The organism is Nonomuraea antri, assembly GCF_013283785.1.
GTDB classification, from domain to species: domain Bacteria; phylum Actinomycetota; class Actinomycetes; order Streptosporangiales; family Streptosporangiaceae; genus Nonomuraea; species Nonomuraea antri.
Genome location: NZ_JABCPZ010000237.1, coordinates 1 through 16636 on the forward strand (window position 1 = coordinate 1; position 16636 = coordinate 16636).

The following is a 16636-nucleotide window of genomic DNA, read 5'->3' on the forward strand; positions in this document are numbered from 1 at the left end:
GTAGGAGGATTTTTCCCCCACCCCGCGCACAGAACCGCCACAAGATCGTAATGTAGAAACGCGCGGCGGCATGGACCACGGGGCAGGGGCGGCGGTAGCTTTGTCAGCGTCCGAACCAGTGAACCAGCGCCCCGCCTTGACCTTTGCCGCTGATCAGCGTAAGTTGCGGCATTCGCAAACGTGAAAAGCGAAGCGAGGCGCCCGAGCACCGTCGCCGCGTCTTCGCGGTAGGAGGCCGAGCCGATCGATGCCGAGCGTCTACTGCACGCAGTGCGGGCACGCCAACCCCGAGGATGCCCGTTTCTGTTCCCGCTGTGGGTCACCGCTGACCAGACACGAGGTCTCCGGGGACACCACATCGACGATCTCCGTCGCGGGAATCGAGGCGTACGAGGCTGAGACAGGCGACATGCTGCTGGCCGAGAGGGCGCTGGTCGAACAGCTCCCGCCCGGCACGGCGCTGCTCACGGTCACCAGGGGCCCTAACCAGGGGAGCCGGTTCCGGCTCGACAAGGACCTCACCACCACCGGGCGTCACCCGGAGAGCGACATCTTCCTCGACGACATCACCGTCTCCCGGCGCCACGTCGAGTTCTACCGCCACCGCGGCGGCCAGTTCTCCGTGCGCGACGTGGGCAGCCTCAACGGCACCTACGTCAACAGGGAGCGCATCGAGGAGGTCCCCCTGCACTCCGGAGACGAGGTGCAGATCGGCAAGTTCCGCCTCGTCTTCCTGATGCGGACCAACGCCGGCGTATGAGTCCACAGGCGGCGCGCTCGCACATGAGCATCGGGGAGGTGCTCGCCCTGCTGCAGGGCGAGTTCCCCGACGTCACCGTCTCCAAGATCCGCTTCTTGGAGGGCGAGGGACTCATCGAGCCCGAGCGCAGCCCCTCGGGCTTTCGCAAGTTCACCCACCTGCACGTGGAGCAGCTGCGCTTCATCCTCACCGAGCAGCGCGACCACTACCTGCCGCTGCGGGTGATCAAGGACAGGATGGCCGAGAACTTCGGCCGTCCGCGGGCCGTCCAGGACAAGCAGGAGCTCCGGCTCAGCCGCGCCGAGCTGCTGGAGGCGGCGGGCATCGACGAGGAGATGCTCACCGAGCTCGAAGACTACGGCCTGCTGGCCCCCGTCGCCAGGCGTTATGACGAAGAGGCGCTGAAGGTGGCGCGCAGCGTCGGCGCGCTGGCCCGCCACGGCCTGCACGCCCGCCACCTGCGCGCGGTCAAGGCCGCCGCCGAGCGCGAGGCCGGGCTGGTGGAGCAGGCGGTCGCGCCCATTCTCAAGCGCCGCGCACCCGGAGCCATCGGCGAGGCCGACGAGGTCGCCAGGGAGCTTTCCGCGCATCTGCTCGATCTGCACGCGGCGTTGCTGCGCACCGGCGTCAGATCGGTGCTGGGGCGATAACGGCCGCGCGAGGCTGGGAGGCGGGGCACATGGAAGGCCCGCCGGGTGTTACGTTGAATTGCAGAAGCGCACCGCGTGGAGTGACCAGCAGTAGCACCCAGCAGCAAACCAACCCAGCATCATCGACCAGCGAAATGCTGCGCCGGATCCACCGGCCAGTCGAATACGGAGCGGCCCGTGTTGCAGATGGAGGTCGTGGGCGTTCGTGTGGAAATGCCCACAAATCAGCCGATCGTCTTGCTCAAGGAGGCACACGGGGAGCGGTTCCTGCCGATATGGATTGGCATGACCGAGGCGACCGCCATCGCCCTCGCCCAGGCGGACGAGCCCCCACCCCGGCCGCTCACCCACGACCTGTTCAGGGATGTGCTCAGCGCCCTGGGCGTCGGCCTGCGCGCGGTCAACATCGTCGCGCTGCGTGACGGCATCTTCTTCGCCGATCTCGTCTTCTCCAACGGCGTGGAGGTGAGCGCGCGGCCGTCCGACTCGATCGCGCTCGCCCTGCGCACCGGGGCCCGCATCTTCGCCAGTGAAGAGGTGGTCCAGGAGGCCGGGGTGATCATCCCCGACGACCAGGAGGACGAGGTGGAGAAGTTCAGGGAGTTCCTTGACACGATCTCGCCCGAAGACTTCGGCAGGGCGGGGTAGGTATTTCAGTGCATTTACGCTTCACGACGCGCCGAGCCGGATCGTTGACTGAGCATGGTCACGGTCCTACGGTGCAAGTGAAACCCGTGGTCGCCCTTTACGAACCCCCAGATCAGGCCACGGGATGAGAGAAAGCCGGAGGTCCGCGTGGCGGTCAGCAGCGGCGAGGGAAAGACGGCCGGCCAGGAAGATCCGGTGCGGCGGGAGAGTGCGCGGCAGCGTGCCGGGGAGCAGGGTCTGCTCTTCGACGAGCAGCCCGCGTCGCTGCCGGCCGACATCGGCTACCGGGGCCCCACGGCCTGCGCCGCGGCCGGCATCACCTACAGGCAGCTTGACTACTGGGCGCGCACGGGCCTGGTCGAGCCCACGATAAGAGCCGCGCACGGCTCGGGCTCGCAGCGGCTCTACAGCTTCCGCGACATCCTGGTGCTGAAGGTCGTCAAGCGGCTGCTCGACACCGGGGTGTCACTGCAGCAGATCCGCACCGCCGTCCAGCATCTGCGCGACCGCGGGGTCGCCGACCTGGCGCAGATCACGCTGATGAGCGACGGCGTGAGCGTCTACGAGTGCACCTCGGCCGACGAGGTGATCGACCTGCTGCAGGGCGGGCAGGGCGTGTTCGGCATAGCCTTGGGCCGGGTCTGGCGCGAGGTCGAGGGATCGCTCGCGGAGCTGCCGGGGGAACGGGCGGCGGTCGAGGACTCCGTCCCGGCCGACCATCCCGCTGACGAACTGGCCCGCCGCCGCCGAGCCCGCCGCACCGGCTGAGCAAGATCACCTCATGGGGTAGTAATCTAGGACGAGAAGGCTGACGACCCCGTGCGGGAGAGTCCTCAGGCCGGGCGCGAGTCCGGCCGGGGGCGCCGAAGGAGCAACCCTCCCCGGAATCTCTCAGGCACCCAGTACCGCTCGGGCGAGGCAACTCTGGAAAGCAGGCGCACCCGCCAGGCGCGCCTCACCGACGGTGCAAGCCCCCGGCACAGGGGGTGAAGCTCTCAGGTCACGATGACGCCGCCTCGACGACGTCGTGATGACAGAGGGGGAGACCCGGCACTCGTCCGCGCCCTGGCGCCGGTCTCCACAGCCTCGGGAGGCATTCCCCATGACCGACCTGACACTTCCGCCGTTCTCGTCGCGGCACATCGGCCCATCGGAGTCCGAGCAGCAGCGCATGCTCGAGGCCGTGGGCTTCGAATCGGTGACGGACCTGGTGGCGGTGGCCGTCCCTGAGGCCATCAGGGCCAAGGACCGGCTGAAGCTGCCCCCGGCCGCGAGCGAGACCGAGGCGATCGGCGAACTGCGCGCCCTGGCCGACCGCAACCAGGTGCTCACCTCGATGATCGGCCTCGGGTACCACGACACGATCACCCCCGCCGTCATCCGGCGCAACCTGCTGGAGAACCCGGGCTGGTACACCGCGTACACGCCGTACCAGCCGGAGATCTCGCAGGGCCGCCTGGAGGCGCTGCTGAACTTCCAGACCGTGGTCTCCGACCTGACCGGCCTCGACGTGGCCGGCGCGTCCCTGCTCGACGAGGCCACCGCCGCCGCCGAGGCCATGACGCTGGCCCGCCGGGCCGGCAAGTCCAAGAGCGACGTGTTCGTGGTCGACGCCGACGCCCTGCCCCAGACCAAGAGCGTGCTGGCCACCCGCGCCGAGCCGCTGGGCATCACGCTGGTCGAGCACTCCCTGGAGGGCGAGCTGCCCGAGTGCTTCGGCGTGCTCGTGCAGTACCCCGGCGCCTCCGGCCGGCTGCGTGACTTCCGCGCCGTGGCCGCCGCCGCGCACGAGGCGGGCGCGCTCGTCGTGGCCGCCGCCGACCTGCTCGCCCTGACCCTGGTCGCCGCCCCCGGCGAGCTGGGTGCCGACATCGCGATCGGCTCCTCGCAGCGCTTCGGCGTGCCGTTCGGCTTCGGCGGCCCGCACGCGGCCTACATGGCGGTACGCGAGGGGCTGCAGCGGCAGATGCCCGGCCGCCTGGTGGGCGTCTCGGTCGACGTCGACGGCGACCCCGCCTACCGGCTGGCGCTGCAGACCCGCGAGCAGCACATCCGCCGCGAGAAGGCCACCAGCAACATCTGCACCGCGCAGGTGCTGCTGGCCGTCATCGCCGGCATGTACGCCGTCTACCACGGCCCCGAGGGCCTGCGCCGCATCGCCCTGCGCACCCACAGGCACGCCGTCGCGCTGGCCGAGGGGCTGCGGCAGGGCGGCGTCGAGGTGGTGCACGGCGCGTTCTTCGACACCGTGCTCGCCCGGGTCCCCGGCCGGGCCGCCGAGATCGTCGCCGCCGCCGCCGAGCGTGGCGTCAACCTGTGGCGGGTCGACGACGACCACGTCTCCGTCGCCTGCGACGAGAAGACCGGCGCCGCCGAGGTCGGCGCCGTGTGGGCGGCGTTCGGGATCGACCGCGCCGAGGTCGAGCTCGACACCGACGCGCTGCCGGCCGAGCTGGCCCGCGAGTCCGACTACCTGACCCACCCGGTCTTCCACGACCACCGCTCCGAGACCGCCATGCTCCGCTACCTGCGCAGGCTGCAGGACAAGGACATCGCGCTCGACAAGTCGATGATCCCGCTCGGCTCCTGCACGATGAAGCTGAACGCGACCACCGAGATGGAGCCCATCACCTGGCCGGAGTTCGCCGGCATCCACCCGTACGCGCCGGAGGAGCAGGCCGCGGGCTACCTCGACCTGATCGGCACCCTGGAGGGCTGGCTGGCCGAGGTGACCGGCTACGACGCCGTCTCTATCCAGCCGAACGCCGGCTCGCAGGGCGAGTTCGCCGGGCTGCTGGCCATTCGCGCCTACCACCTGGCCAACGGCGACAGCGCCCGCGACGTGTGCCTCATCCCGTCCTCGGCGCACGGCACCAACGCCGCCAGCGCCGTCATGGCCGGCATGCGCGTCGTGGTCGTGGCCTGCGACTCCGACGGCAACGTGGACCTGGCCGACCTCGACGCCAAGATCGACAAGCACCGCGACGCGCTCGCCGCGATCATGGTGACGTACCCGTCCACGCACGGCGTGTACGAGGAGACGATCACCGAGGTGTGCGCCAAGGTGCACGACGCCGGCGGCCAGGTCTACGTCGACGGCGCCAACCTCAACGCGCTGGTCGGCCTGGCCAAGCCGGGCGAGTTCGGCGCCGACGTCTCGCACCTGAACCTGCACAAGACGTTCTGCATCCCGCACGGCGGCGGCGGCCCCGGCGTCGGCCCGGTCGCGGTGCGCGGCCACCTGGCGGCCTACCTGCCCGGCCACCCGCTGCGCGACGGCGGCCCGGTCGGCCCGGTCTCGGCCGCCCCGTACGGCTCGGCCGGCATCCTGCCCATCTCCTGGGCCTACATCAGGATGATGGGCGCCGAGGGCCTGACCGCCGCCACCGAGCAGGCGATCCTGTCGGCCAACTACCTGGCGCGCCGGCTCGCCCCGCACTACCCGGTCCTGTACACCGGGCGCGGCGGCCTGGTGGCCCACGAGTGCATCGTGGACCTGCGCCAGGTCACCAAGGAGACCGGCGTCACCGTCGACGACGTGGCCAAGCGCCTCATCGACTACGGCTTCCACGCGCCCACCATGTCGTTCCCCGTCGCCGGCACGCTCATGATCGAGCCGACCGAGAGCGAGGACCTGGCCGAGCTCGACCGGTTCGTCGACGCCATGATCGCCATCAGGGAGGAGATCTCCAAGGTGGCCTCCGGCGCCTACGACAAGACCGACAACCCGCTGCGCAACGCCCCACACACCGCCGAGGCGGTCACCGCCGACGAGTGGAGCCACCCCTACTCGCGGACCGAGGCGGCCTACCCGCTGCCCTCGCTGCGCGACGGCAAGTACTGGGTGCCGGTGCGCCGCATCGACCAGGCGTACGGCGACCGCAACCTGGTGTGCGCCTGCCCGCCGCTGGAGGCGTACGAGGACTGATCGGAAGGACCGGGTCCGGGCCTTGCCGAAGGGCCCGGACCCAGTCCGTCAAGTGAGCAGACATGATCGCCAGAAGTCGTTAGGCTCGGTGCGATCGTCGCAGAAGGAGCTCTCTTGACGTCCTCAGAGCTGGAGACCCCGCCTCTCGACACCGCCCGCCGCCTGGCCGAGCAGGGCGATCTCGACGGCGCGGCGGCCATACTCGCCCGGCTGGCCGCCGACCCCGACGAGCCCGACCTGGCGCAGGCCGCCGTCGGGCTCGCCGTCGTCCTGGACGAACGCGGTGACGTCGAAGGCGCAAGGGCCGCAGCGCGCACCGCGCTGTCGACCGGGCACCCGGAATACGCCGCCCAGGCCGCCTGCCACCTGGCGCAGGGCTTCGAGCGCGAGGGCCGCGCCGACCAGGCCAGGGGTGCCTGGCAGGCGGTGCTCGGCGTGGGCACCCCGGCGTACGTGCCGCTGGCCCACCTGGCGCTGGCCAGGCTCGCCGCGCAGGCCGGGCACGACGACGAGGCCGAGCGCGAGCTGCGCGCGGCCGCCGAGCTGGGCGACGCGCACGTCGCGGTGCACGCCGCCCAGCAGCTCGCCGACCTGATGCTGGAGCGGGGAGAGCCGGGAGAGGCCGCCGAGCTGCTGCTGGACGTCCTGGAGTTCGCCCCGGCCGAGGAGGTGCCCAGGCTGCGGGTCAGGCTGGGCATCGCGCATCTGGAACTGGCCTGCGGGGAGTTCGCCGGCAGCCTGGAAGGCGGCGCGGACGAGCAGACCGCGGCGCTGGCCATCGAGCTGCTGGCCCGCACGCTCCCGTTGCGCGGGCGCGCCGACGACGCCGTGCGCGTGTGGGCCTACGGGCTCGACCACGAGAGCGAGACGCTGTCGGCCGACGTGCGGCTGCGCTACGAGCGGGAAGCCTGACCCCCGTCCGACCGCGCCCTGGTGCAGGTCAGTCGCGGCGCATGATGGCGCCCGCGGCGGCCATGTTGATGATGACGATCGACACCCACGCGATGATCAGGCCGACCAGCCCGGCGTTGCCCGCCGCGATGGCCGTCAGCGGGATGCCGATGCCCATCGAGCCGAGCGCGATCGGGATCATCGCCGCGCCGCTGCTCTTCGGCTTGGCCGGGGCGACGCCGCGAAGCCGCAGCTCCTCCTGGACCCGGGCGGCGATGGTGGCGTCGAGGCGTGCCACGAACGACTCGACCAGGGCGGCCTCGTAGTCGGGTCCGAGCTCTCTGCGGGCGTCGAGCGTGGCCTTGAGATCGTCGTGCATGGGACGCATGTCTGACATGAGGCCATCATGCCCGGCTCGCGGCGCGCCGTCATCAGTCCTGAGACCTACCCGCCGCTCCTCCCCAGGTACGGTGCTGCGCATGGAGATCATGACGCCGAGGGGCCCGGCGCGGGTCGAGGTCGACGAGGTGTCCGGCGCCCGGCTGCTGCTCGTGCTGACCCACGGCTCGGCCGGCGGGGTGGACGCCCCCGACCTGCTGGCGGTGCGCGCGGCGGCGCTCGACGCGGGCGTGCGCGTGGCCAGGGTCACGCAGGCCTTCAGGGCGGCCGGGGCCAGGGCGCCGGGTTCGGCGGTCAAGCAGGACGAGGCGTGGGAGATCGTCCTGGCGGAGCTGCGGGCGCGCTGGCCGGGGGTGCCTGTCGTGCAGGGCGGCCGCAGCAACGGGGCCAGGGTGGCCTGCCGCACGGCCAGGGCGGTCGGCGCGGCGGCGGTGGTGGCGCTGGCCTTCCCGCTGCACCCGCCGGGCAAGCCGGAGCGTTCCAGGGCCGACGAGCTGCGCGGCGCCGGCGTGGACGTGCTGGTGGTGAACGGGGACCGCGATCCGTTCGGAGTCCCTGACGCCAAGGACGCGGCGCGGCTGGTGGTGCTGCCCGGCGAGGGGCACGACCTGAAGAAGGACCCGGCCCGCGTGGGCGAGGTCGTGGCGGAGTGGATCACCCACTACGCGTAGCCCGCGATGGGGCCGGGGACGAGAGTTGTGCTGGGCGGCCCGGATAGGGGCCGCCTCGATGCGGCGGTTACGGACGGACCGTTCCGGTCGGCGGACCGGCTGCGGTCAGACGGCTCCGACCACGGGCCGGTGCGGGGCGATGGCGGTGCCGCTGGGCAGCAGCTCCCCGGTGTCCTCGAACAGGACGACGCCGTTGCAGAGAAGGCTCCACCCCTGCTCGGGGTGGCAGGCGAGGGTGCGTGCGGCCTCGCGGTCGGGCGCCTCGGCAGACGGACAAGCCGGGTCGTGCGGGCACATCGGCGTGCCTCCGATATCTCGTGGGATGCTCCCGTTTGGAGGGACGGGAACGGGCTCGGGTTTGTTGTCCTGGCAAGTGTGCGGCGTATGTCACACGTTTCGACATAGTCCGTTCGGACTGTTAGAGGAGGATGCCCGGCGTGTGACCTTCGACACAGCATGCCTCAAGCAGAATAACGGTCTGCGGCCGCCGCGCGCACTACGTTTGCGACCTCTTGGGCAAGTCGGGCGTGTCCCCTTCCATGGGGCCGAGTCGCCGCTATCCGGCCTGCAGGCCTCTGAGCAGGGCGTCGAGCCCGCGTTCGAAATCGGCGTCGGCGCGTTCGTCCCTGCGGACCCAGGCGTCCACCTCGGGGTCGGCCCAGCCGGACTGCTGCACCTCGACGGCCACGCTGCCGAAGACGAAGGCGCGCAGCGCGCGCACCGCCTCGGGCGCGTCGGCCAGGCCGCCGTCGGCGAGCTGCTCGGTCTGCTCCCTGATGGCCAGCGACGTGGCGCCCTTGGGCGGCTTGGTCAGCGCCAGCGCCAGCACGCCCGGATGCTCGCGCAGCAGCTCGCGGCCGGCCCTGCACCACGCCCTGGCCGTCTCCTGCCAGGTGGGGCCCTGCTCGACCTGGACGGCCGTGACGTGCTCGGCCAGCGCGTCCATCAGCGCCTCCTTGCCCCTGGGCAGGTGGTGGTAGATGGCCATGGCCTCCACCTGCAGGGCGTCGCCCAGCCTGCGCATGGTGAGCCGGCGCAGGCCCTGGCTGTTCGCGATGTGCAGCGCGGCCTCGATGATGCGCTCGCGGGAGAGGGGGACCGGTGGTCTCTTGGCGGGCATGATGATCATCTTACTATGTAAAGGCCGCGGCGCGGGTCCGATTGCCGAGCGTGTCGCCGGACGGCGTACCCTTGTCGGTTGTCACAGCACGTTCTGGTTGAAGGGCAGAGTCGATGGCGTTTTTCCGTCCGCGGGTGAGCCGCGAGGCCGAGGTCCGCTACCACGCGGACCAGGAGATCTCCAAGAGCTTCCCCGACCTGCTGGAGCGGGCCAGGCAGGCCGAGGGCACGCTGCGCGACCTGCGCGCCGCCCAGGCCGACGAGATCGAGCTCCTGGCCGCAGGACAGGCGTTCGACAAGGCGCTGACCGAGGCGCTGAGGGCGGCCGAGAGCGGCCAGCGGGCCACGTTCGGCGTCAAGTCCTACGACGACCGCATCGCCCGCCGCAAGGCCAAGGCGACGCCCGCAGGGGCCATGTGGACCTCCGAGGTGGAGCGGCTGCGCACGCTGCGTGAGGAGAACCGCATGTGGGGCATCCCGCGCGTGCCCCGGCCGCTGCCCGCCACCCGCTGAGGGACCTGACAAGCACGAAGCCCCGGCGTCCGTACGGACGCCGGGGCTTCGTCGTGCCTTCCGCCGCTAGCTGGCCCAGTCCAGCAGCGGGCGGGTGTTGCTCGGGTGGCGCAGCTTGGACAGCGACTCCTTCTCCAGCTGGCGGATCCGCTCCCTGGTCAGGCCCAGGTGCTTGCCGATCTCGTCCAGGGTGTGGGGCTTGCCGTCCACCAGGCCGAAGCGCAGCGCCATGATCTTCGACTCGCGCGGCGAGAGGTTGTCGAGCACGCCGCGCAGCTGGTCGCCCAGCAGCTGGCGGTCGACGATCTCCGACGCCTCCGGCGAGTCGACGTCCTCGATGAGGTCGCCGATCGTGGTCTCGCCGTCCTCGCCGATGGTCGCGTTCAGCGAGATCGGCTGGCGGCTGGTGCGCAGCAGCTCCTCGATCTGGTCGGGCGTCTTGTCGAGCTCGACGGCCAGCTCCTCGGGCGTGGGCTCGCGGCCCAGCCGCTGGTGCATGTCACGCTCGACGCGCGACAGCTTCGAGAGCATCTCCAGCACGTGGACGGGCAGCCGGATCGTCCTGGCCGAGTCGGCGAAGCCGCGCTGGATGGCCTGGCGGATCCACCACATGGCGTACGTGGAGAACTTGAAGCCCTTGGTGTAGTCGAACTTCTCGACCGCCCTGATCAGGCCCAGGTTGCCCTCCTGGACCACGTCCAGCAGGGACATGCCGCGGTCGGTGTACTTCTTGGCCACCGAGACCACCAGGCGCAGGTTCGCCTCCAGCATGTGGTCCTTGGCGCGGCGGCCGTCCTCGACCACCATCTCCAGGTCCTCGCGCAGGGCGTTGGGCACGTTGGCGGCGTCGGTCTCCAGCTTGTACTCGGCGTACAGGCCGGCCTCGATGCGCCGGGCCAGCTCGACCTCCTGGGCGGCGGTGAGCAGCGTGCGGCGGCCGATCGACTTCAGGTAGGTGTGCACCGAGTCGCCCATGACCGACTGGGCGTCGTCGAGGTCGTTGACCTCGTTCTCGATGTCCTCCTCGCTGAACTCGATCTCGTCGTCGGGCACGTCCTCCTCGTGCTCCGGCTTGCCGTCGACGGCGACTTTTGCCTCGGCGGCCTTGCGGCCGGTACCCTTGGCTGCCGAGGGCTTCTTCGCCTTCGGCGCGGATTTCTTCGTGCCGGCGCTCTTGGCGGCCGGAGTCTTCTTCGCGGCCGTCCTGCTGAGCGACGGCTCGTTCTCCGCGGCCAGGCTCACGCCTGCCTCGGAGAGCTCGCGCAGAATGGTACGGCCTTCCGCCGGGCTGATCCCGGCGTCGGCGAACGCGTCACGCAGCTCCGCGAGAGAAAGGTGACCCTGGGCTCGCCCTCGTTCGATCAGCTCATCGAGGGTCGCGGGTGGGGTCGCCACGGCGGTTCTGGGCATGAGGACACCTCCTCCGTACGGAGTCAGGAGCGAACAGGCAGGTTGATGGTGGGCCGGTTCACTGTCCGCACGGCGCACCAGTATCAATAACGCCATCGGGCCAGATTTGTTCCCGGAGGGGAAGAAAAAGGGCGGATCGCCCGAAGGCCACCCGCCCTACCGGTACGCGCTAGTCGGCGACCTCGAACTCGCCTTCCTTGACCTCGGGCATCGGCATGGGCTGGGCGCCCTCCATGCGCTCACCGGTCCAGAACTCGACGACCTCTCCGGGATCGGGGTTGACCTCGGTGGACACCACGATGCCGTCGGTGGTCTCCGGCGCGGCGGAAGACTGGGTGGCCGGCGGCCCGGACTGGGGCGCGGTGGCCGGTGTGGTGTTCCTCACCGTCACCTTGGTCTGCTGCCCGGCGTTCTCGAGCCTGCCCGCGGACGCGGCCGCCGCGACCGACACGCCACCGACGACGATCGCGCCGACGACCGCCGCGGATGCCCACATCTTGCGGGTCTGGTTCATGAAGGCTCCCTCCGTGCTCTCCCCACTATGACGCAGTCGCACGGTCTCAGGTTCCTGCCCGCAGGCGTACCAGATCGGGTTTGCCGTTCGCCAGCAGCGGCAGGGCCGGGACGATCCGCAGGTCACGGGGTACGGCGTGGGCGGGCAGCCGGTCGCGGCAGTAGGCGCGCAACCCGGGCAGCGTGAGCGGCGTGGCGGGGTCGGCGGGCACCACCACGGCCACCACGGCCTGGCCCCATTCGTCGTCGGGACGGCCCACGACGGCCACGTCGGACACCCCGGGATGCCCGGCGACCACGTCGGCCACGGCGGCGGCCACCACCTTCTCGCCGCCGGTGTTGATCACGTCGTCGGCCCGGCCGAGCACCCGCAGCCGGCCGCCGGACAGCTCGCCCAGGTCGGAGGTGACGAACCAGTCGCCGTCGAAACGGCCGTCGGCCCCGCTCTCCCCGTCGAACCGGTAGCCGGAGAACAGCATGGGACCGGCGACGCGGATCAGCCCGTCGTCGCCGATCTTGACGTCGACCTGGGGGAGCGGGCTGCCGTCGTACACGCAGCCGCCGCTCGTCTCGCTCATCCCATACGTCGTCACCACCCTGGCGCCCAGCGCCCGCGCCGCGGCCAGCAGCCCGGCCCTGGCCGGGGCGCCGCCGAGCAGGATGGTGCGGAAGACCGACAGGTCGGCCCTCATCTCGACCAGCCGGTGCAACTGGGTCGGCACCAGCGACACGTGGTCGGCCCCCGACGCGAGCACCGCCACCGGGTCGAACGCGGGATGGATGATCGGCTCGCTCTCCGACAGCAGGGCGCGTACCAGCACCTGCAGCCCCGAGACGTGCGAGACGGGCAGGCAGCACAACCACCGCTCGCCCGCGGCCGCCTCCAGCCGCCGCAGCGAGGCCAGCGCCGACGTGCGCAGCGCGGTGGCCGACAACATCACGCCCTTGGGCGCCCCGGTGCTGCCGCTGGTGGAGATCACCACAGCCACGTCCGCTGGAACGCCCGCGCCGCCGGGCAGCGGCACGCCGTCTACGCTCGTGGGCCGCAGCGCCGCGAGTGCGGCGTCGGCGGCCCGGCCGGGGGAGAGGGGGAGCACGGCGGGCCCGTCGCCGGAAAGCGCTTCCCGCACGGCCGTGAAAAGAGCGGGTCCGGGAGGCTGCACAATGGCATGCAGCGGACGGTCCGGATGCGACGGGTTCCTCCACATGCTCGTAAGGTTAATGGCGACAGGTCGGAAGAGGTGCGGGGAGGGTCGTGGCGCGTTCTCCCGTGGTCGCCCGCGTGCGCCCGCCCGACCGACTGTCGGCGAATTTTCATCTTTTGTCGGACTTTGAGATTGCATCTCCTTTGTGGCAACGCCGGATGCAGGAGGCGTCACTGTGAACCCCGCCACCGCACTGGCCACAGTTCTGGTCGACGAGCTGGTGCGCTGCGGCCTCACCGACGTGGTGCTCGCCCCCGGCTCCCGCTCGGCCCCGCTCGCCCTGGCCCTGCACGCCGAGTCGCGGGTGCGCCTGCACGTGCGCATCGACGAGCGCTCGGCCTCGTTCCTGGCCCTGGGCCTGGCCAAACGCGCGGAACGGCCGGTCGCGCTGATCTGCTCGTCGGGCACCGCGACGGCCAACTTCCACCCGGCGGTCATCGAGGCCGGTGAGTCCGGCGTCCCGCTGCTGGTGCTCACCGCCGACCGGCCGCCCGAGCTGCGCGGCACCGGCGCGAACCAGACCATCGACCAGCTCAATCTGTACGGCACGGCCACCCGCTGGTTCGCCGAGGTCGGGGTGCCGGAAGACCGTCCCGGGCAGGTGGCGTACTGGCGTTCGCTGGCCTGCCGCGCCTACCAGCGCGCGGCGGGTCCGGCCGACCCCGGCCCGGTGCACCTGAACCTGGCCTTCAGGGAGCCGCTGATCCCCGACGGCGACACCAAGTGGTGCGAGCCGCTCGACGGCGGCGTCAACGGCCCGTGGGTGCGCGCCCGCGTCGCGCCGCCGCCCGTCGCCCTGCACATCCCGCCGACCAGGCGCGGCGTGCTCGTGGTCGGCGACGGCGCGGCGAACGTGCGCCGCTACGTCGCGGCCGCGGGCATGGCCGGCTGGCCGGTGCTGTCGGAGCCGAACGGCGGCGCCCGCTACGGCGACCACGCCATCTCCACCTACCACTACCTGCTGAGCACCCCGGAGTTCGCCGACGCGCACCGCCCCGACGTGGTGGTCACGCTGGGCCGGCCCGGGCTGTCGCGGCCGCTGCTGTCGTGGCTGAAGCGGGCCGACGAGCACATCGTGGTCTCGCCCGGCCTCGACCGCTGGCCCGACCCGACCCGGTCGGCCACCCAGGTGGCGCAGGCGGTGGAGATCCCGGTGGCCTCGGGCGACGACACGTGGCTGCACAGCTGGCGTCAGGCCGACCTGGCGGCCCGGGCGGCGATCGACGAGCTGCTCGACGTGTCGGGCATGAGCGAGCCGCGGCTGGCGCGTGACCTGGTCGAGTCGCTGCCCAACGGGGCGTTGCTGTACTGCGGGTCGTCCATGCCGATCCGCGACCTCGACCAGGCGATGCGGCCGCGGCGCGGCATCAGGCTGCTGGCCAACCGGGGGGCCTCCGGCATCGACGGGCTGGTCTCCTCGGCGATGGGGGCCGCGCTGGCGCACAACGGCCCGTCGTTCGCGCTGATCGGCGACCTGTCGTTCCTGCACGACCAGAACGGGCTGATCCTCGGCCCCCGCGAGCCCCGGCCGGACCTTTGCCTGGTCGTGGTGAACAACGACGGCGGCGGCATCTTCTCGCTGCTGCCGCAGGCCGCGGTCAGAGACCCGTTCGAGCGGGTCTTCGGCACGCCGCACGGGGTCGACCTGGGCTACGTGGCGGCCGCCACCGGCACGCCGTACACGCTGGTGGAGGAGATCACCGATCTGCCGAAGGCGCTGCGCGGGGAGGGGCCGCGGCTGGTGGAGGTGCGTACCGACCGGGTGGCCAACGTGGCCGTGCACGGCCGGCTGCGCCAGGTGGCCCAGGACGCGATCAGGTCGTCACTGCGGCACACGGTCTGAGCGCAGCGCTCTAACTGAGTGCGGCGCACGGTCCGAGTGCGGCTCACGAGGTGGCGAAGTAGCCGTTCAAGCCGGTGATCTCGAGCAGGCGCGCCATGCGCGGCGGGACACCGGCGAAGCGCAGCGACATGCTCTCGCGGTCGGCCTGGGTCTGGACCCAGACCAGGATGCCGAGCCCGGCCGCGTCGATGAACGACAGCCCGCTCACCTCCAGCACCACCGTGCCGCGCCCGCGCCCGGCGCCCGCCTCGCGCAGCAGGTCGAGCAGGCGGCCGCGGAGCGTCTCGGTGCTGGCGATGTCGAGCTCGCCGGAGACGCGGACGGTCAGTGTTCCGTTGTCGCGCGTGGTGGTCAGGTGCAGTGGGTCCATCCGGGCTCCCCGCAGTCGTCCGGGCCGGAACGTGGGCCGGCCGCGGGGTCCGGGTGATGCGGAGAGGCGGCCGGAAGTAGTCACTGTGAGCGACGATGTACTTCCGGATTGGAGTGTACTGTCTCGCGAATCCGGATTGCCAGAGGAACGATCCAAAAAGTGGTAAGGGGGCCCCACCGGGGGAGACAAAGGTGTTCTTCGGTAGAAAGTACCCAACCCCGGCCCGCTGAAAACGAGGCGGGCTCAGCGCTCGATGAGCGTGACCTCGAGCGAGTAGTGCGAGGCCCGGTAGACGTGTGAGCCGTGCTCGACGGCGCGCCCCTGGTCGTCGTAGGTGGTGCGGATCATGGTGAGCAGCGGGGCGCCGCGGCGTTCGTCCAGGAGCTTGGCCTCGGCCTGGGTGGCGGCGCGCGCCCCGATGCGCTGGTTGGCCACGCGCATGCGCACGCCCGCGCCGCGCAGCAGCTCGTACAGGCCGCGGCCCTCCAGGTCCGCGGAGGTGAGCTGGGCCAGGCCGAGCGGCAGCCAGTTGTGCAGCACGGCCAGCGGCTCGCCGGCGGCGAACCTGAGCCGCTCCAGGTAGAGCACCTGCTCGCCGGCCGGCACGCCGAGGATGGCGGCGATGTCCTCCTCGGCCGGGCGCGGCTCCAGCGCCAGCACCTGCGTGGCCGGGTCCTGGCCGGCCCTGCGCAGGTCGTCGTAGAGGCTGGTCAGCTCGACCGAGCGCTTGACCTGGCCGTGCACGACCTGGGTGCCGACGCCGCGCTTGCGCACCAGCAGGCCCTTGTCCACGAGGTACTGGATGGCCTGGCGGATGGTCGGCCGCGACAACCCGAGCTTGTCGGCCAGCAGGATCTCGTTGTCGAGCCGGGAGCCCGGCGCCAGATCACCCCGCCTGATGGCCTCGGCGATCTGCTCGGCCACCTGGAAGTAGAGCGGCACGGGGCTGGACCGGTCCAGGTCGATGGCCAGATTCGAGGTCATGCTGATCAGCTTAACCGAGGTCAGAATGTCCAGACAAACTGCCTATGAGGGAGGATGGGCCTGTTCGATGAAGAGAAGCGCGGAGGGCCGGATGAACCAGGACGAACTGCTCGACGTGGCCCGCGCGGCGGCCAGGGCCGTGGGGCCTGCGCTGATCAAGGCGTTCAGGTCCCGACCCGAGGTGACCACCAAACGCGACTTCCACGACTTGGTCACCGAGCACGACCGGGCGGCGGAGGAGACCATCAGGGCGCTGGTGTCGGAACGCCTGCCCGGCAGCGCGTTCGTCGGCGAGGAGTGTGGCGCGACCGGGTCGGGGGACCTGGTCTGGTACGTCGACCCGATCGACGGGACCGCGAACTTCGCCGCCGGGCTGCCGTACTTCTGCGTGTCCGTCGCCGCGGCCGTGCGCGGCGAGCTGGTGGCCGGGGTGGTCTACGACCCGATGCGCGGCGACGAGTTCACCGCCGGGCGCGACGGCGCCTGGTGCAACGGGACGCCGCTGCGCAGCGCCGGGGCCGTACGCGACCGCGAGGCGCTGCTGCTGACCAGCTATCCCACCCCGCGCGAGCTGGACCTGGGCGAGCAAGAGGCGCTGGCGCGCTACGCGCGGCTGCTGCGCTCGTTCGCGACCGTGCGCCGGCCGGGCAGCGCCGCGCTCAACCTGGCGCACGTGGCCGCCGGCTGGGCCGACGTCGCCTTCGCGACCGGGGTCAGCTCCTGGGACGTGGC

Annotated in this window: 18 protein-coding genes and 1 riboswitch; of the genes, 10 read left to right on the top strand and 8 right to left on the bottom strand. The window is 71.5% G+C overall.

Annotation, left to right across the window (positions count from 1 at the left end):
* Positions 1–247 precede the first annotated feature (247 nt).
* From HII36_RS45365 to HII36_RS45390, 6 genes are all read left to right on the top strand, one after another.
* On the top strand, positions 248–760 hold the full coding sequence (locus tag HII36_RS45365) for an FHA domain-containing protein (RefSeq protein WP_173529562.1): 513 nt from the start codon (positions 248–250) through the stop codon (positions 758–760).
* 23 nt (positions 761–783) lie between these two features.
* Positions 784–1410 (top strand): transcriptional regulator FtsR, encoded by a 627-nt coding sequence (ftsR, locus tag HII36_RS45370; protein ID WP_236004641.1) that lies wholly within the window; start codon positions 784–786, stop codon positions 1408–1410.
* A 177-nt stretch (positions 1411–1587) separates the two neighbouring features.
* A complete protein-coding gene (locus HII36_RS45375) occupies positions 1588–2058 on the top strand; it encodes a bifunctional nuclease family protein (RefSeq protein ID WP_148031963.1) in 471 nt (156 codons plus the stop codon).
* Positions 2059–2205: 147 nt separating this feature from the next.
* Positions 2206–2826 carry a MerR family transcriptional regulator gene (locus HII36_RS45380; RefSeq protein ID WP_173529564.1) on the top strand — a complete coding sequence of 207 codons (621 nt, stop codon included), beginning with the start codon at positions 2206–2208 and terminating at the stop codon, positions 2824–2826.
* A gap of 44 nt (positions 2827–2870) precedes the next feature.
* Positions 2871–2976: riboswitch (glycine riboswitch) on the top strand.
* A gap of 184 nt (positions 2977–3160) precedes the next feature.
* Entirely contained in the window at positions 3161–5986 is a 2826-nt protein-coding gene (gene gcvP, locus HII36_RS45385; RefSeq protein ID WP_173529565.1) for an aminomethyl-transferring glycine dehydrogenase, read from the top strand.
* 114 nt (positions 5987–6100) lie between these two features.
* Positions 6101–6898: a tetratricopeptide repeat protein gene (locus HII36_RS45390; protein WP_173529566.1), complete on the top strand. Its 798-nt coding sequence runs from the start codon at positions 6101–6103 to the stop codon at positions 6896–6898.
* Positions 6899–6926: 28 nt separating this feature from the next.
* Here HII36_RS45390 and HII36_RS45395 read toward each other — a convergent pair whose 3' ends face one another.
* Entirely contained in the window at positions 6927–7274 is a 348-nt protein-coding gene (locus tag HII36_RS45395; RefSeq protein ID WP_173529567.1) for a hypothetical protein, read from the bottom strand.
* Positions 7275–7356: 82 nt separating this feature from the next.
* On the opposite strand from HII36_RS45395, the gene HII36_RS45400 reads away from it, so the two are divergent.
* Positions 7357–7947 (top strand): alpha/beta hydrolase family protein, encoded by a 591-nt coding sequence (locus HII36_RS45400; protein WP_173529568.1) that lies wholly within the window; start codon positions 7357–7359, stop codon positions 7945–7947.
* A 105-nt stretch (positions 7948–8052) separates the two neighbouring features.
* Here the strand turns inward: HII36_RS45400 and HII36_RS45405 are convergent, their stop codons facing one another.
* Together HII36_RS45405 and HII36_RS45410 are read right to left on the bottom strand one after the other, a co-directional pair.
* Positions 8053–8244: a DUF5999 family protein gene (locus tag HII36_RS45405; RefSeq protein ID WP_173529569.1), complete on the bottom strand. Its 192-nt coding sequence runs from the start codon at positions 8242–8244 to the stop codon at positions 8053–8055.
* Positions 8245–8503: 259 nt separating this feature from the next.
* A complete protein-coding gene (locus HII36_RS45410; RefSeq protein ID WP_173529570.1) occupies positions 8504–9067 on the bottom strand; it encodes a TetR/AcrR family transcriptional regulator C-terminal domain-containing protein in 564 nt (187 codons plus the stop codon).
* A 113-nt stretch (positions 9068–9180) separates the two neighbouring features.
* Between HII36_RS45410 and HII36_RS45415 the strand changes: the two genes are divergently transcribed.
* A complete protein-coding gene (locus tag HII36_RS45415; protein ID WP_173529571.1) occupies positions 9181–9579 on the top strand; it encodes a hypothetical protein in 399 nt (132 codons plus the stop codon).
* Positions 9580–9645: 66 nt separating this feature from the next.
* Here the strand turns inward: HII36_RS45415 and HII36_RS45420 are convergent, their stop codons facing one another.
* The 3 genes from HII36_RS45420 to HII36_RS45430 all read right to left on the bottom strand — a co-directional run bounded on the left by HII36_RS45420 (position 9646) and on the right by HII36_RS45430 (position 12710).
* Complete coding sequence (locus tag HII36_RS45420) at positions 9646–10989, bottom strand: RNA polymerase sigma factor (RefSeq protein ID WP_173529572.1); 1344 nt, start codon at positions 10987–10989, stop codon at positions 9646–9648.
* Positions 10990–11158: 169 nt separating this feature from the next.
* The gene (locus tag HII36_RS45425) at positions 11159–11503 is read right to left on the bottom strand and encodes a hypothetical protein (RefSeq protein WP_173529573.1); all 345 of its coding nucleotides are present in this window, start codon (positions 11501–11503) and stop codon (positions 11159–11161) included.
* A gap of 46 nt (positions 11504–11549) precedes the next feature.
* Positions 11550–12710 carry an AMP-binding protein gene (locus HII36_RS45430; protein WP_173529574.1) on the bottom strand — a complete coding sequence of 387 codons (1161 nt, stop codon included), beginning with the start codon at positions 12708–12710 and terminating at the stop codon, positions 11550–11552.
* Between the two features lie 172 nt (positions 12711–12882).
* On the opposite strand from HII36_RS45430, the gene menD reads away from it, so the two are divergent.
* Positions 12883–14550, top strand: coding sequence for a 2-succinyl-5-enolpyruvyl-6-hydroxy-3-cyclohexene-1-carboxylic-acid synthase (gene menD, locus HII36_RS45435; RefSeq protein WP_173529575.1), 1668 nt, complete (start codon positions 12883–12885; stop codon positions 14548–14550).
* A 43-nt stretch (positions 14551–14593) separates the two neighbouring features.
* Here menD and HII36_RS45440 read toward each other — a convergent pair whose 3' ends face one another.
* Positions 14594–14920 (bottom strand): STAS domain-containing protein, encoded by a 327-nt coding sequence (locus HII36_RS45440; RefSeq protein WP_173529576.1) that lies wholly within the window; start codon positions 14918–14920, stop codon positions 14594–14596.
* A gap of 243 nt (positions 14921–15163) precedes the next feature.
* Entirely contained in the window at positions 15164–15904 is a 741-nt protein-coding gene (locus tag HII36_RS45445; protein ID WP_173529577.1) for a GntR family transcriptional regulator, read from the bottom strand.
* 67 nt (positions 15905–15971) lie between these two features.
* On the opposite strand from HII36_RS45445, the gene HII36_RS45450 reads away from it, so the two are divergent.
* The coding region (locus tag HII36_RS45450; protein WP_236004643.1) for an inositol monophosphatase family protein at positions 15972–16636 on the top strand (665 nt) is incomplete at its 3' end.

Bases quoted from the DNA above. Each gene is read 5' to 3' on its own strand.
- HII36_RS45395 (WP_173529567.1), bottom strand. From the start codon at position 7,274: ATGTCAGACATGCGTCCCATGCACGACGATCTCAAGGCCACGCTCGAC.
- HII36_RS45445 (WP_173529577.1), bottom strand. From the start codon at position 15,904: ATGACCTCGAATCTGGCCATCGACCTGGACCGGTCCAGCCCCGTGCCG.
- HII36_RS45440 (WP_173529576.1), bottom strand. From the start codon at position 14,920: ATGGACCCACTGCACCTGACCACCACGCGCGACAACGGAACACTGACC.
- ftsR (WP_236004641.1), top strand. From the start codon at position 784: ATGAGCATCGGGGAGGTGCTCGCCCTGCTGCAGGGCGAGTTCCCCGAC.
- HII36_RS45365 (WP_173529562.1), top strand. From the start codon at position 248: ATGCCGAGCGTCTACTGCACGCAGTGCGGGCACGCCAACCCCGAGGAT.
- gcvP (WP_173529565.1), top strand. From the start codon at position 3,161: ATGACCGACCTGACACTTCCGCCGTTCTCGTCGCGGCACATCGGCCCA.
- HII36_RS45430 (WP_173529574.1), bottom strand. From the start codon at position 12,710: ATGTGGAGGAACCCGTCGCATCCGGACCGTCCGCTGCATGCCATTGTG.
- HII36_RS45415 (WP_173529571.1), top strand. From the start codon at position 9,181: ATGGCGTTTTTCCGTCCGCGGGTGAGCCGCGAGGCCGAGGTCCGCTAC.
- HII36_RS45400 (WP_173529568.1), top strand. From the start codon at position 7,357: ATGGAGATCATGACGCCGAGGGGCCCGGCGCGGGTCGAGGTCGACGAG.
- HII36_RS45405 (WP_173529569.1), bottom strand. From the start codon at position 8,244: ATGTGCCCGCACGACCCGGCTTGTCCGTCTGCCGAGGCGCCCGACCGC.
- HII36_RS45425 (WP_173529573.1), bottom strand. From the start codon at position 11,503: ATGAACCAGACCCGCAAGATGTGGGCATCCGCGGCGGTCGTCGGCGCG.
- HII36_RS45420 (WP_173529572.1), bottom strand. From the start codon at position 10,989: ATGCCCAGAACCGCCGTGGCGACCCCACCCGCGACCCTCGATGAGCTG.
- HII36_RS45410 (WP_173529570.1), bottom strand. From the start codon at position 9,067: ATGCCCGCCAAGAGACCACCGGTCCCCCTCTCCCGCGAGCGCATCATC.